General features: G+C 71.6%; 24 protein-coding genes, 1 tRNA gene and 1 riboswitch. Of the genes, 12 read left to right on the top strand and 13 right to left on the bottom strand.

Annotated elements, in window-relative coordinates:
- The first annotated feature begins 686 nt into the window (after window positions 1-686).
- Entirely contained in the window at window positions 687-1,085 is a 399-nt protein-coding gene (locus ABGB17_RS37445; protein ID WP_347638874.1) for a hypothetical protein, read from the top strand.
- Between the two features lie 74 nt (window positions 1,086-1,159).
- Window positions 1,160-1,357 carry a hypothetical protein gene (locus ABGB17_RS37450; protein WP_347638876.1) on the top strand — a complete coding sequence of 66 codons (198 nt, stop codon included), beginning with the start codon at window positions 1,160-1,162 and terminating at the stop codon, window positions 1,355-1,357.
- Here ABGB17_RS37450 and ABGB17_RS37455 read toward each other — a convergent pair.
- Window positions 1,314-2,954: a bifunctional 3'-5' exonuclease/DNA polymerase gene (locus ABGB17_RS37455; protein ID WP_347638878.1), complete on the bottom strand. Its 1,641-nt coding sequence runs from the start codon at window positions 2,952-2,954 to the stop codon at window positions 1,314-1,316. The two genes, ABGB17_RS37450 and ABGB17_RS37455, sit on opposite strands and share 44 nt — an antisense overlap.
- Window positions 2,955-3,051: 97 nt before the next feature.
- Between ABGB17_RS37455 and ABGB17_RS37460 the strand changes: the two genes are divergently transcribed.
- On the top strand, window positions 3,052-3,864 hold the full coding sequence (locus tag ABGB17_RS37460) for a UbiA family prenyltransferase (protein WP_347638880.1): 813 nt from the start codon (window positions 3,052-3,054) through the stop codon (window positions 3,862-3,864).
- A gap of 1 nt (window position 3,865) precedes the next feature.
- Here ABGB17_RS37460 and ABGB17_RS37465 read toward each other — a convergent pair whose 3' ends face one another.
- Window positions 3,866-4,762: a LysR family transcriptional regulator gene (locus ABGB17_RS37465; protein ID WP_347638882.1), complete on the bottom strand. Its 897-nt coding sequence runs from the start codon at window positions 4,760-4,762 to the stop codon at window positions 3,866-3,868.
- A 114-nt stretch (window positions 4,763-4,876) separates the two neighbouring features.
- Between ABGB17_RS37465 and ABGB17_RS37470 the strand changes: the two genes are divergently transcribed.
- The gene (locus tag ABGB17_RS37470) at window positions 4,877-6,145 is read left to right on the top strand and encodes an MFS transporter (RefSeq protein ID WP_347638884.1); all 1,269 of its coding nucleotides are present in this window, start codon (window positions 4,877-4,879) and stop codon (window positions 6,143-6,145) included.
- Here the strand turns inward: ABGB17_RS37470 and ABGB17_RS37475 are convergent.
- Complete coding sequence (locus tag ABGB17_RS37475; RefSeq protein WP_347638886.1) at window positions 6,120-6,950, bottom strand: class I SAM-dependent methyltransferase; 831 nt, start codon at window positions 6,948-6,950, stop codon at window positions 6,120-6,122. The two genes, ABGB17_RS37470 and ABGB17_RS37475, sit on opposite strands and share 26 nt — an antisense overlap.
- 196 nt (window positions 6,951-7,146) lie before the next feature.
- Window positions 7,147-8,229 (bottom strand): helix-turn-helix domain-containing protein, encoded by a 1,083-nt coding sequence (locus ABGB17_RS37480; RefSeq protein WP_347638888.1) that lies wholly within the window; start codon window positions 8,227-8,229, stop codon window positions 7,147-7,149.
- 131 nt (window positions 8,230-8,360) lie between these two features.
- Between ABGB17_RS37480 and ABGB17_RS37485 the strand changes: the two genes are divergently transcribed.
- The gene (locus ABGB17_RS37485; RefSeq protein ID WP_347638890.1) at window positions 8,361-10,790 is read left to right on the top strand and encodes a helix-turn-helix domain-containing protein; all 2,430 of its coding nucleotides are present in this window, start codon (window positions 8,361-8,363) and stop codon (window positions 10,788-10,790) included.
- A 24-nt stretch (window positions 10,791-10,814) separates the two neighbouring features.
- On the opposite strand, the gene ABGB17_RS37490 is transcribed toward ABGB17_RS37485, so the two are convergent.
- Window positions 10,815-11,267 (bottom strand): hypothetical protein, encoded by a 453-nt coding sequence (locus ABGB17_RS37490; protein WP_347638892.1) that lies wholly within the window; start codon window positions 11,265-11,267, stop codon window positions 10,815-10,817.
- A 425-nt stretch (window positions 11,268-11,692) separates the two neighbouring features.
- Window positions 11,693-11,780: riboswitch (ZMP/ZTP riboswitch) on the bottom strand.
- Window positions 11,781-11,946: 166 nt separating this feature from the next.
- Here ABGB17_RS37490 and ABGB17_RS37495 point away from each other — a divergent pair.
- From ABGB17_RS37495 to ABGB17_RS37505, 3 genes are read left to right on the top strand one after another with little or no spacing between them, the layout of a single operon-like run.
- Entirely contained in the window at window positions 11,947-12,450 is a 504-nt protein-coding gene (locus ABGB17_RS37495) for a hypothetical protein (protein ID WP_347638894.1), read from the top strand.
- Window positions 12,451-12,490: 40 nt separating this feature from the next.
- A complete protein-coding gene (locus ABGB17_RS37500) occupies window positions 12,491-13,078 on the top strand; it encodes a Chromate resistance protein ChrB (protein ID WP_347638896.1) in 588 nt (195 codons plus the stop codon).
- On the top strand, window positions 13,075-13,491 hold the full coding sequence (locus ABGB17_RS37505; protein WP_347638898.1) for a DUF1232 domain-containing protein: 417 nt from the start codon (window positions 13,075-13,077) through the stop codon (window positions 13,489-13,491). The genes ABGB17_RS37500 and ABGB17_RS37505 overlap by 4 nt, the downstream gene beginning before the upstream one ends.
- Before the next feature lies 1 nt (window position 13,492).
- Here the strand turns inward: ABGB17_RS37505 and ABGB17_RS37510 are convergent, their stop codons facing one another.
- From ABGB17_RS37510 to ABGB17_RS37535, 6 genes are all read right to left on the bottom strand, one after another.
- Complete coding sequence (locus ABGB17_RS37510; RefSeq protein WP_347638900.1) at window positions 13,493-14,005, bottom strand: AAA family ATPase; 513 nt, start codon at window positions 14,003-14,005, stop codon at window positions 13,493-13,495.
- Window positions 14,006-14,192: 187 nt separating this feature from the next.
- Window positions 14,193-14,266 (bottom strand) — tRNA-Met (locus tag ABGB17_RS37515).
- A gap of 84 nt (window positions 14,267-14,350) precedes the next feature.
- Window positions 14,351-17,257 (bottom strand): UPF0182 family protein, encoded by a 2,907-nt coding sequence (locus ABGB17_RS37520; protein ID WP_347638902.1) that lies wholly within the window; start codon window positions 17,255-17,257, stop codon window positions 14,351-14,353.
- Between the two features lie 275 nt (window positions 17,258-17,532).
- Complete coding sequence (locus tag ABGB17_RS37525; RefSeq protein ID WP_347638904.1) at window positions 17,533-18,576, bottom strand: PDZ domain-containing protein; 1,044 nt, start codon at window positions 18,574-18,576, stop codon at window positions 17,533-17,535.
- Window positions 18,577-18,645: 69 nt separating this feature from the next.
- A complete protein-coding gene (locus ABGB17_RS37530) occupies window positions 18,646-19,071 on the bottom strand; it encodes a molybdenum cofactor biosynthesis protein MoaE (RefSeq protein ID WP_347638906.1) in 426 nt (141 codons plus the stop codon).
- 49 nt (window positions 19,072-19,120) lie between these two features.
- Window positions 19,121-20,191 carry an NAD-dependent epimerase/dehydratase family protein gene (locus ABGB17_RS37535; protein ID WP_347638908.1) on the bottom strand — a complete coding sequence of 357 codons (1,071 nt, stop codon included), beginning with the start codon at window positions 20,189-20,191 and terminating at the stop codon, window positions 19,121-19,123.
- Window positions 20,192-20,273: 82 nt separating this feature from the next.
- On the opposite strand from ABGB17_RS37535, the gene ABGB17_RS37540 reads away from it, so the two are divergent.
- From ABGB17_RS37540 to ABGB17_RS37550, 3 genes are all read left to right on the top strand, one after another.
- Window positions 20,274-21,560, top strand: coding sequence for a zinc-dependent metalloprotease (locus tag ABGB17_RS37540; protein ID WP_347638910.1), 1,287 nt, complete (start codon window positions 20,274-20,276; stop codon window positions 21,558-21,560).
- The gene (locus ABGB17_RS37545; RefSeq protein WP_347638912.1) at window positions 21,557-22,123 is read left to right on the top strand and encodes an NUDIX domain-containing protein; all 567 of its coding nucleotides are present in this window, start codon (window positions 21,557-21,559) and stop codon (window positions 22,121-22,123) included. The genes ABGB17_RS37540 and ABGB17_RS37545 overlap by 4 nt, the downstream gene beginning before the upstream one ends.
- Window positions 22,124-22,203: 80 nt before the next feature.
- Window positions 22,204-23,220 (top strand): endonuclease/exonuclease/phosphatase family protein, encoded by a 1,017-nt coding sequence (locus ABGB17_RS37550; protein ID WP_347638914.1) that lies wholly within the window; start codon window positions 22,204-22,206, stop codon window positions 23,218-23,220.
- A 1-nt stretch (window position 23,221) separates the two neighbouring features.
- Here the strand turns inward: ABGB17_RS37550 and ABGB17_RS37555 are convergent, their stop codons facing one another.
- Window positions 23,222-23,812, bottom strand: a complete 591-nt coding sequence (locus ABGB17_RS37555; protein WP_347638916.1) for a hypothetical protein — start codon at window positions 23,810-23,812, stop codon at window positions 23,222-23,224.
- The gene (locus ABGB17_RS37560) at window positions 23,806-24,321 is read right to left on the bottom strand and encodes a M48 family metallopeptidase (RefSeq protein WP_347638918.1); all 516 of its coding nucleotides are present in this window, start codon (window positions 24,319-24,321) and stop codon (window positions 23,806-23,808) included. The genes ABGB17_RS37555 and ABGB17_RS37560 overlap by 7 nt, the downstream gene beginning before the upstream one ends.
- A gap of 241 nt (window positions 24,322-24,562) precedes the next feature.
- On the opposite strand from ABGB17_RS37560, the gene ABGB17_RS37565 reads away from it, so the two are divergent.
- A complete protein-coding gene (locus ABGB17_RS37565) occupies window positions 24,563-25,702 on the top strand; it encodes a ThiF family adenylyltransferase (protein WP_347638920.1) in 1,140 nt (379 codons plus the stop codon).
- Window positions 25,703-26,320 lie beyond the last annotated feature (618 nt).

The following is a 26,320-nucleotide window of genomic DNA, read 5'->3' on the forward strand; positions in this document are numbered from 1 at the left end:
TCTCCAAACAATGTCTGAAAAGAAACCCCAGCGAGAAACCCCTCGGCTAAAAGAGGCCTCTCATCAAAGGAAAACCATCCCCGCGAGCCCACACCGAAGCGCAGACCCCAGGGGACGGGGTTAATGCTATTCATGCACTGGCTTTTAGCACACTGTTGAGTTCTCAAGAAACGGACGCGTACACCGGCCGCGAACCAGACCCTGTCAGGTCCAGCCCCGCCGGGGCCGTTCATCTGTCTGTAACTTTACCAGATCCTGACGATTCCGATCAAATCGTTTGATCTATCCGAAATCATCACAAACCGGTTAAAGTTCGCAATTTGCTCTGTCTCCAGGGCAACCCCTCGAACTTACCAGACGATCCGGACACACGCACATCAAGCACGCGAACCGGACAAACCGGAGGTTGAGGGAGTTTGCAGGCACGCCAGCAGTCCGAAGATTTTTGGATCTTTCGGGGGCCGATCGCGCCCAACGAGGGAAAACTCTAGCAGCCCCGTGGAGTCACTGAGGCCACTTCGGTCACCGGTAAACCTTCAACGCCTCTCAGCCATCCCAAGAGCGGGCGATTCGCGCGAGGGCAACCCTCCGGCAAGTCATCCGCAATCGCCAGACGTTACGAAAAGGGTGCGGGACTCCGCAGGCGCCACCCCGGTGCCCGGAAGCCCGCCGTGGAGGTGGACATCATGACGCGGTCGGAGTTCGACGACATCCGTGCGCACATCGCAGCCGACGAGGGCGACTCGGACGGTCTGCTGGTGTTGGCTCGCACCTTGTTGGACGACTTGGAGCAGGCGCGCCTACGTGAGGCGACTCTACGCGCCCGCTATCTGGAGTTGCTGACAGCCGCACGGGCCACGATCGCGTCGGACATCGTCGGGGATCCGAACCCTCTGACGTTCCTGCGGCACGAGCTCGGCCGCCGCGGCCAGTTGCCGGCCGCGGACGAGGACGTCATGCGGATCCTTTCCGACGCCCGTACGGCCGCCGAGTTGATCGCCCATCTGGCCGAGCCGCCGGCCCGGTCCCGGCCGAGCACGCGGATGCGCCGGTGTATTGGCCCCACGCGGAGACTCGCCCGCTGAGCGGGCCGATCCCTGCGAAGGACGGATGACGCGCTTTACCGTGCCCTGGAAATGGGCCTGGAAGACTTCCACCCATGTGGAAGCGGGGGATGAACTGGGCGGCCGTGACGCTCGTGGGGGTGTTCGGAGTCTTGTGGCTGGGCGTGGTGGTGTTCGCCGCGACGGCCACCGCAGGGTGGGTCCGGGCGGGGCAGGCGGTGTTCGGTGTCTGCCTGATCGGGTGGGCGATCAGGCGGTCGCTGTCGCTGCTGGTCCCGGCTCGGGCTCGCTGACGGGTTTGGCGTCGGCGTAGCACGTCACCGCGACCCCTTCCATGGGGATGCGCACGGGTGTCTCCCCGAAGAGCAGCCGGGTGGCCTCGGCGGCCGCCCGGCCCACGGCGTCCGCCACCTCGGCCACGAGCTCCTCGGGGCAGTGCACCATCACCTCGTCGTGCTGGAAGAACACCAGCCGGGCGGGTTCGGGCAGCAGGCCCCGTAGCAGGGCCATCTGGGTCAGCGACCACTCGGCCGCCGTGGCCTGGACGACGAAGTTGCGGGTGAACCGGCCCCGGTCGCGGGCCGCGCGGGCACCCTCGGGCCCGGCGACGAGGCGGGTCCAGTGCGCCGAGGGTGGTGGGCAGGTGCGGCCCAGCCAGGAACGTACCAGCCGTCCTTCCTCTCCGGCCTTGGCTGCTTCCTCCACGAACGCGTACGCCTGGGGGAACCGCTGTCGCATGACGGCGAGCAGCTTGGACGCGTCACCGCTGGTGCCGCCGTACATCGCGGACAGCATGGCGATCTTCGCGCTCTGGCGGGAGCCGCCGAACGCCTGGGCGAGCGCGGCGTAGAGGTCGATCTCACCGGCGGCCCTGGCCAGCCCGCCGTCCCCCGCCATGGCCGCCAGCACCCGTGGTTCGAGCTGGGCGCCGTCGGCGACGACCAGGCGCCAGCCCTCGTCGGCGACCACCACCCGCCGCATGACCTTGGGGATCTGCAGGGCCCCGCCGCCGTTCGTCGCCCAGCGACCCGACACGACCCCGGCGGCGACGTACTCGGGCCGGAAACGGTGGCCGCGCACCCATTGGTCCGCCCACACCCAGCCGTGGAAGCTGTACAGGCGTGCCAGTTCCTTGTACGCCAGCAGCGGCGCGACCGCCGGATGGTCGACCTCTTTCAGCACGTGGGAGCGGGTGGACGCCACGCTGAGCCCCGCCGCCTTGAACGCCCGCACGATCTGCTGCGGGGAGTCGGGGTTGACGGCCGCGCCGAACGCCGCGCCGACCTGGTCGGCGAGGGCCTGGAGCTTGACGGGGCGCATGCCGTGCACGGGACGGGGCCCGAGCAGGTCGGTGAGCAGCGCGTCGTGGACGTCCTCGCGCCACGGCATGCCGTCGTGGCCCATCTCGGCGGCGATGAGCGCCCCGGCGGACTCGGCGGCGACCAGCAGGCGGAACCTCGCGGGGTCGGCGGTGCGTTCGATGCGCCGGAGCTGGTCGCCGTAGACGGCGGCGACGTCCACCGGCAGCGGCTCGGGCTCGAACAGGGTGGCCTGCCGGGCGTGGTGCCCCGGATCGTCGGCGGGGACGGGCAGGCCGCGCAGCCGGGCGTACGCGGCGCCGGCCGACCGCGGCTCGCCGTACCGGCCCTCGTGGCCGAGCAGCAGCCCCTCGGTGAGCGTGAGGTCGTGGCAGCGGGCGGGGCGCACGCCGCGGGCGAGCAGCGGCGGGTAGACGGCGCGGGTGTCCGTCCAGACCCAGCGGGGACGCTCGACGCGGTCCAGGTCGCGGACGGCTTCGGCCAGGTCGTCGACGTGCGTGACGGCCCCTTCGCGCCCGCCGAGGGGCCGCAGGGTAGCGCCGTTCCCCTCGGGCGTCACCGCGATCCGCACATCGCTCAGATTACTCCCCGCCCCCGGTTTTCTCGATCACAGGTTCGCGTGGTGCCGTACCGGCCTGTACGGCGTGATGTGGGCCAGGATTGATCGCATGCTCACCGTGCTCCGCGCCTCCCATCCCGGCCCCACCGCGGTCGTCACCGCCGCGGCGTGCGCCCTGGCGGCGGCGGCCGGGCGGGGGCCGGGCGGGACGGCGCTGGTGGGGGCCGCCGTGCTGGCGGGGCAACTCTCGATCGGCTGGAGCAACGACTGGCTGGACCGCAGGCGTGACCGTGCCGTGGGGCGTGCGGACAAGCCGCTTGCCGGTGAGACGGTGGCGCCCGGCACGATCGCGGTGGCGGCGGTCGCGGCGCTGGTGTCGTGCGTGCCGTTGTCGCTGGCCAGCGGGGTGGCCGCGGGGCTCGTGCACCTGGCGGCGGTCGCCTGCGGATGGCTGTACAACCTGTGGCTCAAGGCGGGCCCGTTGTCACCGCTGCCGTTCGCGGTGGCGTTCGGGCTGCTGCCGGCGTTCGTCACGCTCGGGCTGCCCGGGGCGCCGTGGCCGGCGTGGTGGGCCCCGGTGGCGGGCGCGCTGCTCGGCATGGGGGCGCATTTCGCCAACGTCGTGCCGGACCTGCCGGGCGATCTGGCGCTCGGCGTGCGGGGGTTGCCGCAGCGGCTCGGGCCCACCGGGGCGCGGATGGGCGCCGCCGCGTTGCTGGTCGCCGCGTCCCTGGTGATCGCCATGGCGCCGGGGGGCTCGGCGGCGCTCGCGGTCGCGGGACTCTCCGCGGTCGGGCTGGCACTGGCGGGCGGGGCGGTGCTGGCCCGGCGGTCGCTGCGGCGGGCGGCGTTCGCGGTGACGGTGGCCGTGGCGGGGCTCGATCTGGTGATCTTCGTGGCCCAGGGCGGACGGCTGGTGTGAGTCACCCCGGGTCGGTGTGCACGTGCCCGTCCGCCAGGGCGATCAGCGCCTTGACGGCCGCGCTCGGGCGGCGGGCCGCGGCGGTGGCGACGCCGAGGGACCAGCGCAGAGTGCCCTCCTCCACGGGCACCACCCGAACACGGGGGTCGCGCCGTACGGCGAAGCCGGGCATCAGTGCCACGCCGAGCCCGTGGCCGACGTACGCGGCGGCGGTGCTGATGTCGGTCACCTCGATGGCGACGTGACGCTGCAGGCCGGTGGCGGCGAGCTCGCGATCCACGATGGCGCGGTTGCCGTAGCCGAGGGGCGAGTCGATGAACGGCTCGTCGACCAGGTCCGCGAGCCGGACGTCCCGGGCGGCGGCGAGCCGGTGTCCGGCCGGAAGGACGGCGACCAGCGGGACGGTGGCCAGCTCCCGCACGGTCAGCCCCGCCGGGGGGCGGCCGGGCAGGGAGAGGAACGCGATGTCGAGCCGGCCCTCCAGGAGTGCCTGCGCCAGCCCGGCCGAGCCGCTCGGGGCGGCACGCAGCCGGATGGTGACGGCCGGGTGCCGCACGTGGAACTCGCCGAAAAGAGCGGGCATGTCCAGGATGCCGACCGAGGTCATGGTGCCGACGTCCACCGTGCCGCGCAGCCCGCCGCGGACCTCCCCCACCGCGTCCCTGGCCGCCTGCGCCGCCGCCAGCGTGGCCCGCGCCTCGGGGAGCAGGGCGGCGCCGGCGTCGGTGAGGGCGACGCGTTTGGAGTCGCGTTCGAACAGGGTGGCGCCGAGGTCGTGCTCCAGGGACCTGATGGCGGCGGAGACGGCGGACTGCACGATGTGCAGGCGCCCCGCGGCGCGGGTGAAGTTGAGCTCGTCGGCGACGGCCAGGAAGCACTCGAGGTGGCGCAGTTCCATGTCTGATCATCTCCCGAGCCGATGACCGCGATCGAAAACAAGCGTTGGACGCGATTGCAGGTACGCCCGCATCCTGAGAAGAGTTCAGAGCGATGCGCCGAGCAGGAGATCCCCATGTCCGCCCCCACCGACGTTTCCCCTGTCAGCGACATCACACCAGAAGTCGTGCTGTCCGGGCCTCGGCGGGGTTCCCGGCGGTCGTGGGGCGGGGCCGGCCACCGGGCCGGCTTCTGGATCACCGCGCTGACGTTCCTCGTCGCGATGGCGTTCACGACCGTCCCGACCCCACTGTGGGCGATCTACCAGCAGGAGGACGGGTTCTCGACGCTCATGGTGACCGTGGCGTTCGCCGCGTACGCGGTCGGCGTCGTCGTCAGCCTGTTCCTCGCGGGGCACCTGTCCGACCGGTTCGGGCGCCGGCGGGTGTTGCTGCCCGCGGTGCTGATCGAGGTCGCCGCGGCCGTGATGTTCCTGACCTCCACGTCCCTCGGGGTGCTGGTCGCCGCGCGGGCCGTCACCGGTCTCGGCATCGGCATGGTCACCGCGACCGCCACCGCCTACCTCACGGACCTGCACCTGGCCGCCCGCCCCCGCGCCGACCGTACCCGCGCGGACCTGGTGGCCACCGCGGCCAACATGGGCGGCTTCGCGGTGGGCTCGCTGGTCTCCGGTCTGCTCGCCGAGTACGCGCCCGCGCCGCTGCGCACGCCGTACCTGGTCTTCCTCGCCCTCCTGGTGATCACCGCCGTCGCCACGGCCTTCGTGCCCGAGACCGTCCGCCCGGTGACGCCACGCCCGCCGTACCGGCCGCAGCGCGTCTCCGTGCCCGACGAACACCGGCCCGCGTTCTTCGCCGCCGCGTTCGCCGCCTTCACGACCTTCGCCGTCCTCGGCCTGTTCACGTCCCTGGCCCCGGGTTTCGTCGCGGGCACCCTGCACCACCCGTCCCGCGCCCTGGCCGGCCTCGTCACCTTCCTCGTCTTCGCCGCCGCCGCGACCACCCAGACCGTGCTGCGCCACCTGGCCCTGCGCCCGCAACTGGCCACCGGCCTCGTTCTCATGCCCGCCGGCCTGGTCACCCTGAGCACCGCCGTCTGGCTCCCCAGCCTCCCGCTGTTCCTCGCGGGCGGCGTCCTGGCCGGCGCCGGCGCCGGCGTCCTGTTCAAGGCCACCGTCACCCGCGTCCTCACCCTCGCCGCCCCGTCCCACCGCGGCGAAGCCCTGGCCGGCCTGTTCCTCATCGCCTACATCGGCCTCGCCGCCCCCATCCTGTCCCTCGGCCTCGCCACCCACTACGTCCAGGACCGCACGGCCCTCCTGGGCTTCGCCGCGATCCTGATCGCCATCTGCGCCGCCGTCAGCCGCCGCCTCCTGCGCCGCTGACGGGCGTCACGCCGACGCCGATCAGGATGGAAGTGTCCACCTCGTCCACTCCCGCGGCCCGAAGCCCGGTGAGGAGGTCGGTGCGGACCGCGGACACCGTGGCGGCGTCCAGGCCGGTGAGCATGCCGCGGAACCCGCTGCCCGTGACGAGGAGCCAGGCCAGTTCGGGGGTGAGGGAGACGGACATGGGGATCTGGGTGACGCGCACGTCGTCCAGGCCGCGTTCGGTCAGCCAGCCCGCCAGGCCCTGTTCGGTGCTGATGCGGACGAACGACGCGCTGCCGGACGGGGCCGGCACGGGGGCGCCGCGGGCTTTCTCGACGGCCGCGCGGAGCACCTTGGCGTACTCCTCCAGCGCGCCTCGTGCCCACGTGGTGACGGCGAAGCGGCCGCCGGGGGTCAGCAGGCCGGTCAGGCGGGTGACGGAGCCGTCCATGTCGGGGAGGAAGTACACGCCGTGGACGCAGAGGGCCACGTCGTAAGGCGTGTCCGTCGTCCATGTGGTGGCGTCGGCGTTGACGAAGCGCACGTTGCGCAGGCCGTGGGTGGCGGCGCGGCGTCTGCCCTGGGCGAGGAGCGAGCCGGCCAGGTCGATCGCGTGCACGGCTCCTGTGGGGCCGGTCGTGACGGCCGCGGGGATCGCCGCGGCGCCGGCGCCGCAGCATACGTCGAGGACACGGTCTCCTTGGCGTACCTCCGCCGCCTTGACGGTGGCGGCGCCGATGGGGTCCCACAGGACGGGGGACAGTTCCGCGAACTCGGCGTCCGTCGCGTCGAAGATGGCGGCGATCTGATCGGGTTTCATGGGCGAGTCCTTCCGTGGCGGGCGGTGGGCTCGTGCATGGCGCTCGAAAACCAAGGCCCTGGTCACCGGGAGTTCGTGACCAGGGCCTTCGTGGTGATAGGGGCGGGGTTCGCCCCCGCGGCCTCCGGGGTGTGAGTTGTACGCGCCACGTTCCCAGCATCGCATCCCGCTCAGGTGGTGCGGTCCGCCGGCAGGGTCAGCCGCCGCCGCAGCCGGGCGAATACGTCCCCGGTCCGGTGCACTCGGTGAGCCGTGACGCCCTGGCGGCGTGCCGGTGCGACGCGGGGTGCAGCCGGAACCGGCCCGGACGGGGCGCGTCGGCCAGCAGGCCGGCTTCGATGAGCGCGTCGACCGCGGCCTCGGCGTCGGCCGGGGCGAATCCGGTGATGTCCGCCGCGACCGCGACCGGGTGGTCGCCCGGGGGCAGCAGCGCGAGCCGGCGGAACAGGTGACGGGCGTCCGGGCGGAGCCGGCGGTAGGTCTCGTCCAGGGTGGCACCGGACGTGGTGGGCGTGGCGCCCGGCAGCGGGTCGAGGTGGCACCATCGGGCGCCGAACAGGCCGGCCAGGCCGCCGCGGCTGGTGACGATCACCAGCCAGCCGGTGGAGGCCGGCAGGAGCGGGCGGACCTGGTCCTCGGCGGCGGCGTCGTCGAGGACCAGCACGCCGCGGCGGCCCGCCATCACGGCCCGCAGCACATCGGTGCGCTCCAGGACGGGCCACGGCGTGCGGGACTCCGGGACGCCGAGCGCGTGCAGCAGATGGCCGAGGGCCGTGCCGGGTGCGACCGCCAGGCGGTGCCGTCCCCGCAGGTCGAGGAGGTGCCCCTGGGCCCCGTGCGCGGCGGCCACCCGGTGGGCCGCCCGGATCGCCAGCCGGGTCTTGCCGGCCCCGGCCGGGCCACTGATCACCACGACGGCCGGGCCGACGCACCGCCCGTCCGCCGTCATCGCGGCCGCGGCCACCTCGTCGAGCATGGCCAGCTCGGCGTCACGGCCGGTGAAGGGTTCGGTGCCGGCGGCCGGCCCGAGGGCCGCCGCGCCGCCTGTCGCCTCGGCAGGCGGAGTGAGCTCGCGGGTCGCTTCCGGGCCGAGGGCCGCCATGAGGCGGCTCATGGTCTGCCGGTGTGGCATCACCCGGCCGCGTTCCAGGTTGCCGACGGTCCGTGGCGACAACCCGGCGGCTTCGGCGAGCTGCTCCTGGGTCATCCCCGCGGACCGTCTCAGGGCCGCGAGCGTCGCGGGGAGGCCCCGCTCGGCTTCGTCCGTGCCGGCCGTCATCGCCGGTCCTTACGCCGGGCTCGCCGGACGGCGGCAATAGTGATCGACACATCCGTCAACGGTGCGCGTCGCGACATGTTGAACATCTAGTGTTCCGGGCGTCAGGGAGATCGACAGAGGCTGGAGAGATGATGTCTGGTCTCGATGAACCGGACGCGTTGGCGACGTTACTTCGGCATTACCGGCAGGTCGCCGGTCTGAGCCAGCGTCAGCTCGCCGAATCGGCGGGCCTCGGAGAACGGACCGTGCGGGACCTGGAACGGGGCCGGGTGGCCCGGCCGCAGCGGGCCACCATCGACCGCGTGGCCGATGCGCTGCGGCTGGGACCGGACGAACGGGCGCTGCTGCACCGGGACACGGCGAAGCGGCGCGGCCGTCCGGACGGTGACGGCCCGGTGTCCCGCGCACCGGATCCCGGTCCCGCCGCGAGCGCGGCCCGGATTCCCGACGTCCTCGCCGGTCTGGCCGGCCGGCCGGCGCGCGTGCCGCTGCCGGCGGATCCGCCGGATTTCAGCGGACGCGACGCCGAGCTGCACGAGCTGGCCCGTCACCTCGGCACCGCCGGGGCGACCGTGGTGTACGGGCCGCCCGGTATCGGCAAGACGAGTGTGATCGTGCGTGCGGCCCGGCTGCGGGCCGCCACGCTCCCGGACGGCGTGTTCTTCGTGGATCTGCGGGGGACCGCCGGCCGCGCCACGAGCGTCCGCGGCGCGCTCGCGCAACTGCTCACCGACCTCGGCATGGACCGGCGGCGGATTCCCGGCGGCTCCGCCGAGCGCCGGGCGTGCTACCTGGAACAGGTCGCCGGACGCGGCGCGGTCCTGGTCCTGGACAACGCGCTGGACGCCGAGCAGGTGCGCCCGTTGCTGCCGGTCGGCGGCGACTGGCGTGTGCTGGTCTCCAGCCGGCGGCAACTCGCCGACCTGACCGGGGTGCGGCGCCTGCGGCTCGGCGCGCTGTCCGACGAGGACGCCCGGCACCTGCTCGCCGGGATGGTGCGCCCGGAGCGGCTGGCGGCCGAACCCGCGGCCACCGACGAGCTCGTCCACATCTGCGGCGGCCTGCCGCTCGCCCTGCGGATCACGGGCAGCCGGCTGGCGAGCCGCCCGGGGTGGACGGTCGGGGGGCTGATGGACCGATTACGGGACACCCGCCGGCGCCTCGACGGCCTGTACGCCGGCGACGTCGAGGTGCGGGCCGCGTTCACCGTGTCGTACCGGCAGCTCGCGCCGGGTCCGCGGGCCGCGCTTCGCCGGCTCACGTCGCTGCCGTGGCCCGCGTACGACGTCGCCGCCGTGGCCGACGTGCTGGACGCCGATCCGGAGACGGCCACCGCCGTGCTCGCCGCGATCGCCGAGGCGGGGCTGCTCACGCCGGCGGCGGCCGAGGGACGGTTCCGGCTGCATGACCTGCTCGTCCTGTTCGGCCAGGAGCGGGTGCGCGACGAGGACGGCCCGGCCGAACAGGAGGCCGCGCTGGAGCGGGTGCGCAGCCGGCTGCTGGGGACGGCGGTGGCCGCGGCGTCCTGGTTCCCCAGCAACCGCAAGCCGGTCGTGCCGTCCCCCTTCCCCCGGCCGCGGCAGGAGTTCGACTCGGCCCGCGCGGCGCTCGACTGGTTCGAGGCGGAGCGGTACACGCTCACGTGGGCGCTCCGGCGGACGGCCGAGCAGCACCGCGCCGAGGAGATCGTCGCCGTGGTCGAGGCCGTACGGGGCCTGGCCGACCGGCACCACCACCTCGCGGCGTGGCACGAGCTGTTCCGGCTCGCGGTCGACGCGGCGCGGGAACTGGGCAGTCCGGCACTGGAGGCCCACGTACGCAACGGGCTCGGCTTCGCGCTCAAATACCAGGCCCGGCGCCCCGAGGAGGCGCTGCCCGAGCACGAAAAGGCCAGGCGGCTGTACGCCGAGATCGGCGACCGCCCCGGCCACGCCTGGAGCACGTTGTACACCGTGGGGGCGCTGCACCGATCCGGCAGGCTGGCGGAGGCCCTCGACCGTGCGCGGCTCGCGGCGAAGTTGTTCGCCGACAACGGCGACGAGAACGGCGAGGTGATCGCCGCCTACGCGACCGGCGACATCCTGCGTGACATGGGACGCCCCACCGAGGCGGCCGAGCTGCACCGGCGTGCGCTCGCCCAACTCACCGACCCCGCAGGCCGCGACCGGGTACGAGCCGGCATGATCGGCTACCGCCTGGGCCTGGACCTGGCCGCCACCGGCGACCTGCCCGGCGCGGTAGAGGTACTGGACCGCGCACTGGCGACGTTCCGCGCGGAACACCACCCCACCGGCATCGCCGAGTGCCTCGGAGCGCTGAGCGAAGTACTGGCCCGCCTCGGCAGCCCCCGCGCCGTCCCCGTGGGCACCGAGGCCGTCCAGGTCTGCCACGAGTTCGGCGACCTCCCCCGCCAAGCACAAGCGTGGTACGCCCTGGGCCTCGCGGCCCGCGCCGAGGGCCGACCGGACGACCACTCCCGCTGCTGGGACCGAGCCCGCGCCCTGTGCGAAGAGACCGATCTGGAGGGCCGCCGCCTGGCCCAGAAGCTGGCACAAAGCTGAATCGGCCGCCGGGTCCGCTCGGCGTCATGATGCGCTCGCGACCGCCGCTTGCGCCGTCTGGGCGAGCAACACGGCGATGGTCATGGGCCCGACGCCGCCTGGCACAGGGGTGATGAGGCTCGCACGGGTCCTCGCGGTCTCGAAGTCGACATCACCGACGTTGCCCGGGTTGTAACCGGCGTCGATCACCACGGCGCCCGGTTTGACGTCCTCCCCGGCGATGAGGCGAGGCCGTCCGACGGCCGCGACGAGAATGTCGGCCTCACGCACGACGGAACGCAGGTCGCGGGTACGCGAGTGGCAGTACGTCACCGTCGCGTCCCGCGCCAGCAGGAGCATCCCCGCGGGCTTGCCGAGGATCGCGCTCCGGCCGACCACGACCGCGTGCCTGCCCGCGACCTCGACCCCGTAGTCGTCGAGAAGGCGCATGATGCCCCCCGGAGTACAGGAGACGAAGCCCGGCAGGCCGAAGCTCATGGCCGCGAACGAGTGCGTCGTGACCCCGTCGACGTCCTTCTCCCGGGGCGATGGCCTCGAAGGCGGCCCGTTCGTCGATGTGGTGCCCTACCGGGTGTTGCAGCAGGATCCCGTGCACGTCAGGATCCTGCGACAAAGACCCGATGGCGTCGACCAGTTCCTCGGTGGTGGTCGCGGCCGGCAGGTGCACGTACCGGGAATCGATGCCGGCCGCCGCGCATCGAGCCCGCTTCATACGGACGTAGGTCACCGAAGCCGGATCGTCCCCTACCAGCACCGTGGCCAGGCACGGCGCCTTCCCCACCCGTCGTGTGACGTCCGCGCACACCGCCGCGGTGTGCGCGAGAATGTCGCGGGCGAGACGGCTGCCGTCCATGAGACCGGCGACCTGCGTTCGAGCCATGAGCGTCTCCAGAGGCGTCGCAGTGAATCGCCCAGGCGCCCGGCATCGACGTCGGCTGTCAGGCCGCTCCCTGGTGGTGCTCCACCTCAGCGCCGGTCACGGCCCGGTCCCACTGTAGACACTCCTGCGATGCAAGGCCCGGCAGCGAGCGAGCCGTGAACCCGCCTCGTGTCACTGGTCTGCAATGCGCTGTCCCATTCATCTGCAATGCGGCGTCAAGGACCTTGAAAGCGGCCCGTCGCACACTGCTGCCAGCTCAAGAGAAAAGGATCACCAATGACCGCCCCCCGTACCCTCACCGGGATCGCCCTGGTCGCCGGCACTATAGCCCTCACCCCCCTCGCCGCCACCGCGGACACCACCGGCAGCCCCGCCGCCGTCTCAGCCCAGACCACCGCGACCCAGAACTGGGGCGCCTACTACGCCCCCGGTCGCAAGGCCAAGGCGTACGGCACGCTGTGGGCGGCCCCGAAGGACGACCCGAGCAAGCCCACCTCGCTGGTGAAGGTCAAGGGCAAGGTCATCGACCGCACGCGCTCAGGCTCGAACTGCGGCTGGGCCGTCTTCCGCGTCTCCTACGGCACCGCCGACGGCAACGTGCCCAACACCCTGCGCACCTTCACCACCTGCAAGTACGACAAGGCCAAGAAGTTCGCTTTCACCTTCAAGAACGTCTACCAGGTCGAACTCAAGGTCTGCTCCGAGCCGAAGGCCGCCAAGCCCTCGCTGAACTGCCTCTACTCCGGGACCTGGAAGTCCCTGTACGTCTACTTCAAGTAGCACTTGTCACATGCGTATGTTACGCGCGTAACATACGCATGTGACGCACGATCAGAGCTGGCTGTTGATCAGTGTTTCGACCGCCGGGGGACCTGGGACGTTGCGCGTGCAGGTGTGGCGCAAGCTACGTTCCCTCGGCGCTCTGTACCTGCAGCAGTCGGTGTGCTTGTTGCCTGACCGGTCCGAGACCATCCGGCAGGTACGTCGCCTGATGGACCGTGTACACCAACAGGGAGGCAACGGCCGGGTCCTGCGGATAACCCTCGCGGACCAGGCCGAGTACACACAGATCGTGAGTGAGTTCAACGCCGCCCGCGACGCCGAGTACGCCGAAGTCCTGGAACGGCTCCCCGCCTTCCGCGAAGAGCTGGACCGGGAACGTGATCGCGGCAGGACCACTTACGCCGAGGTGGAGGAATCAGAAGCGGACCTGGAACGCTTCCGCTCGTGGCTGGCCAAGATCGCGGCCCGCGACTACTTCCACGCCCCCGCAGGCCCGGCGGCAAGAACGGCCGTCGAGCATGCGGCCGCGGACCTCGCGGCTTTCGAGCAGACCGCACTGTCAGCCGAAACCGCCGCGATGAGCACGGGCCCCGGCATCCCAGCACTCCATGGGGAGGCCCAGTGACCGGCCGGTGGTGGCTGGACACGTTGATCGCCCTAGCCGCCGCGCTCCTGGTGGCCTGGTCGATACTCCTGATCACCCTGGCGATCGTCCGCCCACGCGGCGGCCTCCTCCGAGAGGCACTTCGCCTCCTGCCCGACGTCCTACGCCTGGTACACCGCCTGGCCTCCGACCCCGACCTACCCCGCGGCGTACGCCTCCGACTCGCCCTTCTCCTCGCCTACCTGGCCTTCCCGATCGACCTCATCCCCGACTTCATCCCCGTCCTGGGCTACGCAGACGACGCGATCATCGTCACCGCCGTACTCCGCAGCGTCGTACGCCACGCAGGACTCCCCGCCGTACGCCGCCACTGGCCCGGCACCGACGACGGTTTCCTCGTTCTGTGCCGGCTGACCGGTCTCCCCACTTCCTGACCTACAGCGGAACATCACCCAAGGCACCGCGGCGTCCACAGGGGTTATCGAAGAGGGCGAACTCGCCAGGATGTGGAGCATCGAAGGCTTCGGCCCACTGCTCGATCATGTTTCGGCTGATGACCGCTACGCCCGGCACTCTCTGCTTGTTGCGGGCCTCCAGCCGGCGCCATAACCCATCGGTGTGAACCGCCAGGTAGTGCAGCTCGACTGCGGCTCCGAGTGCGCGAGCACGAAGTCGCATTTCGTCACGTTCGGCACGAGCCCAGAAACCGAACTCCAGGATCACACTGACTCCGAGCCGGACGAGGTCTTCCGATTGCTGCCGGAACAGCCCTTCAAGCCGATCACGTGGCTCTGCCTCGTGCAGGTCGATCCCCAGACGGGTCAACCATTCGTCAGGGCACAGGCGAATGGCCGGAATCTGGTCAGCCAGTCGCTTCGCGAGAGTTGTCTTGCCTGCCCCTGGCAGCCCGCACAGCAAGATCAATCGCCCTGGACGGCCCCCGTTCATGCCAGACCCCCTATGCCGCACCACCGTTTCATTGAGCCTTACCGCTTGGGCCGCGGTGATGCCCGCGAGGGGGCGTGGTGGCTTAGATGGCGGCGGCGTTTACAGATCCGTTTACAAACGGCCGGGTTTGGCGCCGAAAGAGTAAGGCCCTGGTCTCCGGTGAACCGGAGACCAGGGCCTTCGCTAGTAGCGGGGGCAGGATTTGAACCTGCGACCTCTGGGTTATGAGCCCAGCGAGCTACCGAGCTGCTCCACCCCGCGTCGCGTTGTAGGTAAAGACTATCGGGCGGGGAGGGCGGAGGCAAATCAAGGCGGAGGGCGGGTCGGGTGACCCGCCCCCGGGGGTCATGAGCTGGGCGTTGGTGCTGGTGTGGCGGCGGTTGCCGAGGACGGGTCGGGGGTGGGGGTTGCTGTGGGGGTGGCGGAAGGAGTGGCCGGGGTTGGCTGCTTCTGGGCGTCCAGGGCTGACTGGATGTCCTTGAGGGCCTGAGCCAGGCGCTTGTTGGCTTCGCCGTAGGCGGCGAAGTCGCCGTTCTTGAGGGCCGCTTGGCCGTCGTCGTAGGCCTTCTGGGCGTTGGCGTAGGCGCTGGCCAGGTTGGTGGGGACCTGGGGCTGGTTGGGCTGGTTCTGGGTTGGTGTGGTGGGGGTCGTGGGGAGTTGCTGGCCCTTGCCGAAGACCTGGTCCAGGGCGTCGGTCAGGGTTGTGCCGATGCCTACGTCGGAGCCGAACATGACGAGGACGCGGGCCAGGGTGGGATAGCGGGCGGAGTTCTGGACCTTGGGCTGGACGTAGACGGGTTCGACGTACAGCAGGCCGCCGCCGAAGGGCAGGGTCAGCAGGTTGCCGTTGAGGGTCTCGGTGGTGCCGCCGATGCGCAGGTCGTTCAGGACGCTGGCGGCCTTCGTGTCGAAGGTGTTCTGCGCCTGTTTGGGACCCGGGATCGTGGTGTCGCTCGGGAGTTGCAGGATCTGGATCGGCGTGTCGGCGTCACCGGTGGCGTCCACGGCCATGAAGGCGGCCAGGTTGTCCCGGTTGTTCGGCACCATGGTCGAGGTGAGCGAGAAGCGGGGCTCGGTCTCTCCCGGCATGCGCAGCGTCACGTAGTACGGCGGCTGCTTGGTCTTGGTGCTCGCCGGGTCCTCGGGGACCTTCCAGAAGTCCTGACCGCCGTAGAAGGCGTTGGGGTCGGTCACGTGGTAGTTGCCGAGGATGTCGCGCTGCGCCTTGAACAGGTCCTCGGGGTAGCGCAGGTGGTCCATGAGCTGCGGCGAGATGTCGGACTTCGGCTTGATGATGCCGCCGAAGGCCTTCTGCCAGGTGCGCAGCAGCGGGTCCTTGTCGTCCCAGGCGTACAGGGTGACCGTGCCGTCGTAGGCGTCGACCGTGGCCTTCACCGAGTTGCGGATGTAGTTGATGTGGTCGCGCGGCTGCTGGGCGGCCAGCAGGCGGTCGGTGGAGGTGTCACGGGTCATGTCACCGAAGCTGCGGCGCTCGGAGTAGGGGTAGTCCTCGGACATCGTGTAACCGTCCACGATCCACAGGATGCGGCCGTTCACGACCGCCGGGTACGGGTCGCTGTCCAGGGTCAGGAACGGCGCCACCTGCTCGATGCGCTGACGCGGGTCGCGGTTGTACAGGATGCGCGACTTGGGGTTGATGTCGGAGGAGAGCAGCAGGTTGGTCTCGCCGTACTTGGCGGCGTACAGCAGGCGGGTGAGGAAGTTGCCGATCGGCACGCCGCCCTTGCCGGTGTAGACGGTGTTCTCCTGGCCGCTGCCCTGCCCGTTGTTGCTCTGCAGGGGGAAGTCCAGCTCGATCTTCTTGTCGCCGCCCACGATGGAGTACGCCGGGGAGTTCTCGCCGAAGTAGATGCGTGGCTCGAAGGTGCCGAGGCCGTTGGTCGGCGGGATGTCCTTGACGATGAAGTCGGGCTTGCCCTGGGCGTCGGTCCTGCTGCCGGGGCCGGCGACGAAGCCGAAGCCGTGGGTGTAGACGAGGTGGTCGTTGATCCAGTTGCTGTCCGGCGGCTGACCGATCTCGCGGACCGCGACCACGGTGTCACGCGACGCCCCGTCGATGTTGTAGCGGTCGACGTCGAGCTGCTCGGGGAACTGGTAGTAGCCCTTGATCTGCTGGAGCTGCTGGAACGTCGGCGACAACACGCTCGGGTCGAGCAGCCGCACGCCGGGGATGGTGGAGACCTCGCTCTGCAGCTCCTGCTGTGAACCCTGCGTCTTGGCGCTGTACGGCACGATCTTGGCCGAGGAGACGTTGTAGGCGTCCCTGGTGGCCGCGATGTTGTAGCCGATGTACTGCTGCTCCTTGCTCTGCTGGTTCGGCTTGACCTGGAACTGCTCGACCAGCGCGGGGTAGACCGCGCCGACCAGGACGGCCGAGAGCACCAGCAGGCCGAAACCGACGCCGGGGAGCATGCCGCCGGGCCGGATCACGCCGGCGAAGAACAACAGGGCGCAGATCAGCGCGATGATCGCGAGGATGCTCTTGGCCGGTAGCACCGCGTGCACGTCGGTGTAGGACGCGCCGAAGACCTTGCCGCGGTCGGAGAACACGAGGCCGTACCGGTCCACCCAGTAGGCCACGGCCTTGAGCAGCACGAACAGGCCGACCAGCACCGACAGGTGGACCCGGGCGGCACGGGTGGCGTGCACGCCGGGCGACTGGAAGCGGAACCCGCCGTACAGGTAGTGGACGATCGCCGCGAGGATGATCGAGATGATCACCGCGGTGAACAGGAAGTTCAGCATCAGCCGGATGAACGGGTACGTGAACATGAAGAACGAGATGTCCATGCCGAACATCGGGTCCGGCTTGTCGAACGGTGTCCTGTTCACGAAGAGCAGCCAGGTCTTCCACTGCCCGGCGGTCGAGGAGCCGGTGAACAGCCCCAGGATGACCAGCCCGGCGATGAAGATCAGCTTGCGGTGCGGATCGACCGCCGCACGATAACGGTCCGCGCCCTGCGGCCCGTTGAACAGGCCGATGCCGAACAGCGGCCGCGTGCGGTACGCGATCACCATGTTCCCGCCGACGACCCCTGCCATGATCAGCGCGCCGATGAGGAACAGCAGGAGCTGCGTGATCAGCATGGTCGAGAACACCGACGTGTAGCCGATCGAGTCGAACCACAGCCAGTCGGTGAACAAGCCGGCGAAGACGAAGAACAGGATGACTATCCCGACCAGCGCTATCGCGACGGGGACGAGAAGCCGCGGCCGTCGGGGCAATCGCATCGCCCGACCCGCGCCGGGGTTCCGGAAGGTCAAGGCCCACCCCTAGGTTTCACGAGTAATGGTCCGTGTGTCGCAACCTACACCGGTGACGGCGCCGTCACGCTCCGGGCCACGGGCACGGTACGGCCACAACCGGCGGCCGGGCCGGGGAACCCCGGCGGGTGCGATGGCTCTGAGCATGGCGGCGCCTGCGGGCAGGTCGCGCGCGTTCACGTGGCCCAACGGCCGGAGACCCGCGCGGGTTCCCCCCGCGCGGGAAAGCATGGCGGCGGCCATCAGCGGGCCTCGCACGTGGGGACGTTCCCCGACCCGGTGCGCAGCGCGTCGATGGCCTGGACGGCCTCGCGCATCGTGCTGACCCGGACGAGGCGCAGCCCGTCGGGCACCGAGGGCAGGGCCTCGTCGCAGTTGTCCGCCGGAGTGAGGAAGATCGTGGCACCGGCGCCGCGGGCCCCGATCATCTTCTGCTGGATGCCGCCGATCGAGCCCACCTTGCCGTCGGCGGTGATGGTGCCGGTGCCGGCGATGGACTTGCCGCCCGTGAGCTCGCCGGGGGTCAGCTTGTCGTAGATGCCGAGCGAGAACATCAGGCCGGCGCTCGGGCCGCCGACGTCGCCGACGTTGACGTTCACGGTGAACGGGAACTTGAACCGCGTGCCCATGATCATGCCGACGATGCTGCCGCCGTTGCCCTCGACGGTGCCGACGTCGACGGTCAGCGGCTTGCCGTCCCTGATCACGTCGAACTTCACCTGCTCGCCCGGTTTGTGCTTGCGCACCCCGGCGGCGACGTCGTCGACGCTGCGGATGGGTGCGCCGTCCACCTTGGTGATCTGGTCGCCGGGGCGCAGCTTGCCGTCGGCGGGGCGGTCCTTCTGGGTGGACGCGACCACGATGACCACGTCGACCGGGATCTTCAGCTCGTTGAGCGCCGCGGCGGTGGCGTCCTGCTGGGAGCCGGTCATCTCCTGGGTGTTCTGCTCCTCGACCTGCTTGACCGTCACGGTCTTGGGGAAGATCGTCTCCTCGGGGACGACCGCGACGTCGGGGTCCACCCAGCCGCGCAGCGCGGTGAGCAGGTCGAGGTGGGCGGTCGGGCCGCCCTGGTAGGCGACGGTGACCAGGCTGAGCTTGCCGGACGTGGGATAGGTCTGGTGCCCCGAGATCGTGATGACGGGTTTGCCCTTGACCGACCCCAGTGTGTCCTCGGTGGGGCCGGGGCTCAGGGCGACGTACGGGACGGGCAGGAGGGCGCCGGCGCCGCCGAGCGCGAGCGTCAGGAAGCCGGCGACGACCAGCGTCAGACCTCGTCGGGACATGAAGAAACTCTATGCTCTCCTGGGGGCGGCGCAGCGCGGACACTCACCGGAAGATCGCCGGGTGCGGGGTCAGCCGCAGGCGCCCACCCACTCGGTGGTCCCGTCGTCGAACTCCTGGTTCTTCCAGATCGGGACCTCCTTCTTCAGGTCGTCGATCAGGCGGCGGGCCGCCTGGAACGCCTCGTCACGGTGCGCGGCGGCGGCCGCGACGATCACCGCGGCGTCGCCCAGCCGCAGGTCGCCGACCCGGTGGACGGCGGCGAGCGCGGTCAGCGAGAAGTCGGCGGCGACCTTCTCGGCGACGCGGCGCAGCTCGGCCTCAGCGGTCGGGTGTGCCGAGTACGACAGCGAGGTGACCGGCTTGCCGTGGTCGTGGTCGCGCACGGTGCCGACGAACAGGGTGGTGCCCCCGGCCGCGTGGTCGGCGACGGCGGCGAGCACCTCGTCGGCGGACAGCGGCGTGTCACGGATGGCGAGCAGACGAATCACGTTCACTCCACGAGATTACTTCGCGCCCCCGTCGAACCCCGCCGTACGGCCCCGCTCAGGTGCGGCGCTTTCGGCGGGCGCGGCGCACGATGGCGGCCGTGCCGATGACCGCGACGGTCGCCCCCGCGGCCGTGATCGTCGCCTCCTTGCCGGACAGCCGCCGCCCCACCACGGCGTGCCGGCCCTCGCGCAGCTCCAGGAGCTGCTCCAGCGCGCCCTCGTTGGTCCAGACGGGTTTCCACCCGGCGGCCCGCAACGCGGCGCAGTCGACCACCCACGGGTACACGACGTAGTGAAGATCGGTGGCGGGCCCGGGGGTGATGCCGAGGCGGTGCAGGCGCTGGGCGGTGCCGAAGGTCAGCCCGGCGGGCAGCTCGAAACGCCGCAGGCCGGACAGCTCCTCGACCTGCTCCATCTCCAGCCACCCGTCGCTGCCGACGCCGACCACGCCGGACACCATGCCGAGCGCCGCCATGTGCAGCGCGGACAGCAGGTCGTCCACGTGGCAGAACTGCCAGCGCGGCTCGGAGCCCTTGACCATGAGCAGGCGAGGCGCCTCGAAGTGACGGGTGATCACGGTGTCGACACCGGGCCCGACCACGGCGGCCGGACGCAGCACGACGACCTCCAGGCCGGGGTGGCTGCGCGCGGCCCTGCGGACGAGCGCCTCGACCTCCAGGTGGTCGCCGACGATGCCGGAGTCGAGCTCCGCGGCCACCGGGGAGTCCTCCGGCAGGGGCACGGGGTTGTCGGGGGCGGCGCCGTACACCATGGCGCTCGTCACGAGCACCGTGCGGCGCACCCGGGCTGCCGCCGAGGCGGTCAGCACGGTCTGGGCGGCGCGGACGTTGTAGGCGCGGCGCTCACCCGGCTCGGAGTCCAGCCCGGAGTCGGTGCCGAGATGGACGAGCACATCGACGTCGGAGATGCGGTTCGCCAAGAGCGGATCGCGGACGTCGAGCACCCGCCAGGTGACGTCGGGGACGTCGCCCCGTTGGTCGTCGATGGCCACCACACGGCGGAAATCCGCAGACGAGGCGACCCGGGAGACGAACTCCCGCCCCAGCCCCGCAGCCGCGCCAGTGACGGCGATGACCGGTGGCCGGACGCGTTTCGAGGTAGGCACGAGGTCCTCACTTTGCACTGATCCGCCCTACGACGGATAACGTGGCGGATGTGGACTCCTCCATCCTGCACGAGGTAGAGCGGTGACTGACCTGCCAGGTCGCGAAAACGACCCCAACGAGAACCCGTTCGCGATGTTCGGCGATCCGGAGCAGATGGCCGCGGCCATGCGGCAGTTCGCCGACATGCTGTCGGCCCCCCAGGGCTCGGGGCCGGTCAACTGGGACATGGCCAAGAACATCGCGCGGCACGCGGTCGTCGCAGAGGGTGACCCCAGCGTGATGGAGGGTGAGCGGCGCCAGATCGCCGAGGCCCTGCGCCTGGCGGACCTGTGGCTGAACGAGGCCACGGTGCTGCCGAGCGGCCTGAGCTCACCCGAGGCGTGGAGCCGTTCGGAGTGGATCGAGAAGACGGTCCCCGTCTGGAAGCGGCTGTGCGACCCGATCGCCGAGCGCATGGTCGAGACGATGAGCGGCACCCTCGGCGGGCTCGGCGGCGAGAGCGGCGCGGCGATGGCGCAGCTCGGGCCGCTGGTCGGCATGATGCGCCAGATGGGCGGCATGATGGTCGGCGGCCAGATCGGCCAGGCCCTCGGCGCGCTCGCCCCCGAGGTGATCGGCTCCACCGACATCGGGCTGCCGCTGTCCGACACGGCGGCGCTGCTGCCGGCGGGCATCGCGGCGTTCAGCCACGGGCTGGAGATCCCGTCCGAGGAGATCCGGCTGTACCTCGCGCTGCGGGAGGCCGCGCACCACCGGCTGTTCCAGCACGTGCCGTGGCTGCGGTCGCAGCTCTTCGGCGCGGTCGAGGAGTACGCCAAGGGCATCACCGTGGACGTCTCCGCGCTGGAGGAGCAGATCCGCGGGCTTGACGTCAACAACATGCAGCAGATCCAGGAGGCGCTGAGCGGCGGCGCGCTGCTCAAGCCCGAGGAGAGCGAGCGGCAGAAGACCGCGCTGGCCCGGCTGGAGACGCTGCTGGCGCTGGTCGAGGGCTGGGTGGGCACGGTCACCGACGCCGCGGCCACCGGCAAGCTGCCGTCCGCGGCGGCCCTGTCCGAGACGGTGCGGCGGCGCCGCGCCACCGGCGGGCCCGCGGAGCGCACCTTCGCCACGCTCGTCGGGCTGGAGCTGCGCCCCCGGCGGCTGCGCGAGGCGGCGGCACTGTGGCAGGCCCTCGCGGCGGACCGCGGCGTCGAGGGGCGGGACGCGGTGTGGTCCCACCCCGACCTGATGCCCAACGCCGGCGACCTGGACGACCCCGGGGCGTTCGTCCGGGGGGACGGCGGGCTTGACATGTCGGCCTTCGAGGACGAAGGGCCGGGCGAGGGCGAGAAGAAGCCCGGGGACGACGGTCCCGGCGCCGGATGACGCCACGTCCCCTGGCGCCGACGGCCCTGCGTGAGGACGCCGTGGCGTCCCTGACCGGCTGGACGGCGCCCACCGGGCCCGAGGAGGAGCTGCGGTCGGAGTTCCTCGCCCACCTGCGGGCCTACGACGACGCGATGTGGCGGTCGTGCGCGGCCGGCCACCTGACGGCGACCACCGCGGTGTTGTCGCACGACGGGGCCATGGTGCTGCTCACCCACCACCCCAAGGCACGCATGTGGCTGCCGATGGGCGGCCACTGCGAGCCCGGCGACGCCTCCCTGGCGCGGGCGGCGCTGCGGGAGGCCACCGAGGAGTCCGGCATCGCCGGGCTGCGGCTGCTGCCCGGGCCGCTCGCCCTGGACCGGCACCGGGTGTGGTGCCATCCGCCGCACAGCTGGCATCTGGACGTGGAGTACGGCGCGGTGGCGCCGCCCGGGGCGGAGTTCGTGCGCAGCGAGGAGTCGCTGGAGCTGCGGTGGGTGCCGGTGGACGACATCCCCGAGCCCACCGACGAGGCGACCCGCCGCCTGGCCCGCCGCGCCCGGGCCGTCCTGCTGTCCTGATCATTTGACGAGGCGGTTCTTCACGCCCGTCCTACGGCCGGTGGATAGGGTCGAGGCGTACGACCGAGGCAAGGGGTCACGTGGACACGACGACCGACACACCGGTGGGCGGGGTCATCGCGACCCCGCCGCCGTTCCGCTGGCGCAAGGTGCGCGTGCCGGGCACGCTCGCCTGGCTGGCGGTCACCCCGTTCGCGGCCTGGGCCGTGGCGCGGGTCGCGGGCCTTGAGCGTGGATCGTTCCTGGCGCAGATCATCACGGCGACGCCGTACGCCGCGGCGGGCTCGCTGCTGCCGGTGTTGCTGTCCCTGCTGTCGCGCAAGAAGACGGTGACGGCCGTGGCGCTGCTCACGTCCGCCGCGCTCGGTGTGAGCGTGCTGCCCCGGGCGTTCGGGGACACCACGCCGGCGGCGGGCGGGCAGCCGTTCACGGTGCTCAGCTCCAACCTGTTGTTCGGGCACGCCGACGCGCAGGCGCTGGTGGAGCTCGTGCGGCGCCACCGGCCGGACGTCCTGAGCACCCAGGAGCTCACCCCCGAGGCGGTGTCCGAGCTGGACGCGGCGGGGCTGAAGGAGCTCATGCCGTACCGCGTGCTGGAGGACGAGTGGAGCGCGGCGGGGAGCGGCATCTTCTCCAGCCACCCGCTCACCCGGCTGGACGGGCTCTTCCAGGTGATCGGGCACAACATGCCGGCGGCCGAGCTGACGATGCCGGGCGGCGCCCGGCTGCAGATCGTCGATGTGCACACCCTGCCGCCGCTCGGCCGTCAGACGGTGTTGTGGACGGCCGGCCTGCGGGCGCTGCCGTCCGCGCCGCCGTCCGGGCCGTTCCGCATCCTGGCCGGGGACTTCAACGCGAGCCTGGACCACGCGGAGATGCGCCGGCTGATCGACCGGGGGTACCACGACGCCGGCGACATCACCGGCAAGGGGTTGATCCCGACGTGGCCGGCCAACAAGCGGGTCCCGCCGCTGATCACCATCGACCACGTGCTGACCGACCGGCGCATCGCCGTCGAGCGCTACAACGTGTACGACATCCCGGGCACGGACCACCGCGCCGTGCTGGCCGAGCTGTCGGTGCCGTCCGCCCGCTGAGTCACGCGCTGAGCAGGGCGCGGGTGTTGTCCCAGCCCTCGAGGCCGGGGTCAAGGCGGCCGACGTCCGCGGGGGTGCGGAGGCGGTGCCAGCCGGGGCCGGTGGCGACCGTGCGGGGCCCGGGGGCCTGTTCGCGCAGGTGGCGGACGACACCGGGGGTGTCCAGGCCGGCGGTGGCCCACGGCGGGTACGGGAGTCGGGCGGCGACGGCCACGGCGGTGCCGTCCTCGGCCGGTGTGACGGCGATCGGAGCGCGGCCGAGCTCGCGGAACAGCTTGCCGATCAGCAACGGCGGCAGGTCGGGCGCGTCGCCGGCGATCACCGCGGCCTGCTCGCCGTAGGGGTGCAGCGCCGCGAAGACCTCGTTCAGTGTCGAGTCCGCGGGCAGCTCGACGACGCGGGTGCCGGGCCAGGCGATCTCGGGCATGCCGCCCACTCCGGCGGCGACGATCACCGGCTCGACCAGGTCGAGGCCGGCCACGATCTCGTAGGTGTCCTCGGCCAGGGCACGCAGGAACTCATCGGGGTCGACGCCGGGTGGTGCCCCACCACCCATGCCCGGCGTGACCAGGACGGCCGCGATCCTCAGCACTCGTCCGTGGTCCCGTGCGCGGCCATGGAGTAACCCTCCAGGAAGCCGCGGGCGCGCTCGGCCTTCGGGTAACGCTCCACGAGGGCCCAGAAGCGCGGGCCGTGGCTCGGTACCAGCAGGTGGACCAGCTCGTGCATTATCACGTAGTCGACCACCCAGGCCGGCATGCCCTTCAAGCGTGTGGACAACCGGATGGTGCCGTGGTCGGGGGTGCACGAGCCCCAGCGGTGCCGCTGGTTGTCGACCCAGCGGACGCTGCTGGGCAACGCCTCGTCATCGAGGTAGCGCGCGGACAGGTCTTTGGCACGTTCAAGCAGATCGTCGTCGCTCGGACGCCTGCGCTGCTCCTTGGCGGCGAGCCGGTCGAGCATCCGGCGCACCCATTGTTCCTCATCCGTGCTGCTCAGACCGGCAGGCAGAAGCACGATGGTCTTGTCGCCATCGCGGTACGCGGATACGGTTCGCCGTCGGCGTGCACTCCGACGGACCTCCACTGTCTCGGGGGGCACATAAGCACGGTAGCCGAGTGCGCCGGGATTCCACAGGGGGTGCTTCGCGTTTTCGCTGGTCAATCAGTGTTCGCCAGGTGTTCAGCTACCACACGTCTCACATCCGTCACATCGAGCGGTGAACATCCCCGTCGCAGGCCTGCTCCGGCGTCGTCCACAGGCCGTCCCTGGAAGCCGGAGTTATCCACAGCCAGGCACGGAGGCCCGGCGCGCGGGGCGGACCTGTGCGAGGCTCCCGCTCGTGACCCAGACGAGACCTTCCTCCCGCCCGCACCCGCTGCGGCCCCGCCTCAAGCCCGTGCTGCGCCGTGTGGAACGTGACGACCGCACACTGCAGCTCGGCGTCAACCCGATGCGCGCCGTCATGCTCACCAAGCTGGAGCCACCCGAGCGCGGTTTCGTCGAGGCCCTCGACGGCACACGCACCCTGGACGAGCTGGTCGCCACCGCCGACATAGGTGAGGAGACGGCCCGCAAGCTGGTGCGCCTGCTGGCCGAAGGCGGCCTCCTCGACGACGCCGCCGTCCGCCCCGACGCCCTGCGCGGCCTGTCCGCACCCGAACGCGAACGCCTGGCCCCCGACCTCGACGACCTGTCCCTCTCCCCCGCCGACGCCGCCGACGCCGGCCTGAGCGCACTGGCCCGCCGCCGCCGCGCCCAGGTCCGCGTCTACGGCGCCGGCCGCGTCGGCGCGCAGATCGCCGTCCTCCTGGCCGCCTCCGGCATAGGTCACCTGTGCGTCGTCGACCCGGCCCCCACCCGCCACGAACACGTGGTCCCCGGCGGCCTGTCCTACACCGACGTGGGCCACCCCAGAGAAGAGGCCGCCGCCGCGGCCGCCCGCCGCATAGCCCCCGGCGTCAACGTCTGGACCGGCCGCGCCGCCTCCCGCCCCGCCGACCGGGCCTCCCCACCCGACCTGGTCGTCCTGGCCCCCGTCACCCCCCTCGACCCCCTGACCGCCCCCGAGCTGCTCCAGTCCGGCATCCCCCACCTCCTGGTCTCCGCCACCGAAGGCATAGGCACCGTAGGCCCCCTGGTCCTCCCCGGCCGCAGCCCCTGCCTCCACTGCCTCGAACTCACCCGCCGAGACCACGACCCCGCCTGGCCCTTGGTAGGCGCCCACCTCGGCGGCTACCCCGCCGGCGAGATCGCCTGCGGCACCGCCCTGTCCACCGCGGTAGCCGCCCAGGCGACCGGCCACGCCCTGACCCACATAGACGGCTTCGACCCCCAGGTGGTGGGCCGCTCCATCGACATCACCCCCGACTGGCAATGGAAACGCCGCCCCTGGCCCATCCACCCCCACTGCACCTGCACCCCCTCCCCCCAGGGCCCCTGGCAAGGCACCCCGTACGAGGAACGAGACAGCACACCATGACCGCATCCCCCCACTCCTCCAGCACCCCGCGCGGGTCTCTCCGAGAGCCGCGGGAGCTGCCCCCTCACGCACACAGGCTTTGCCGCCCGCGCGCGTCTCTCCGACAGCGTGGGCGCCCCCGCAATACAGCCTTTGCCGGCCGCGCGAAGCGCCCCTTCGCAAGGACCATGCCGAAGGCCACCACATCCACTTCCCACAGCACCCCGCGCGGGTCTCCTCGGGGGTGCGGGGGTGTCCCCCGCATAAACAGCCCTTGCCGGCCGCGCGAAGCGCCTCTCCGCAAGGACCATGCCGAAGGCCACCACGCCCGCTTCCCACAGCACCCCACGCGGGGGTCCCCCGGGGGTGCGGGGGTGTCCCCCGCATAAACAGCCCTTGCCGGCCGCGCGAAGCGCCCCTCCGCAAGGACCATGCCGAAGGCCACCACATCCACCTCCCACAGCACCCCGCGAGGTCCCCGGGGGTGCGGGGGCCCCCGCATAAACAGCGCTTGCCAGACGCGCGAAGCGCCTCTTCGTAAGGGCCATGTTGGAGGTCGTCATGTCCATCTCCCGCAGGACTCCGTGCGAGTTTCCGGTTGGCAGGGGTGGGGGTGTGAGGAAAGGCACAGTTGGGGGG

It is taken from the genome of Sphaerisporangium sp. B11E5, assembly GCF_039871875.1.
Lineage (GTDB): Bacteria > Actinomycetota > Actinomycetes > Streptosporangiales > Streptosporangiaceae > Sphaerisporangium.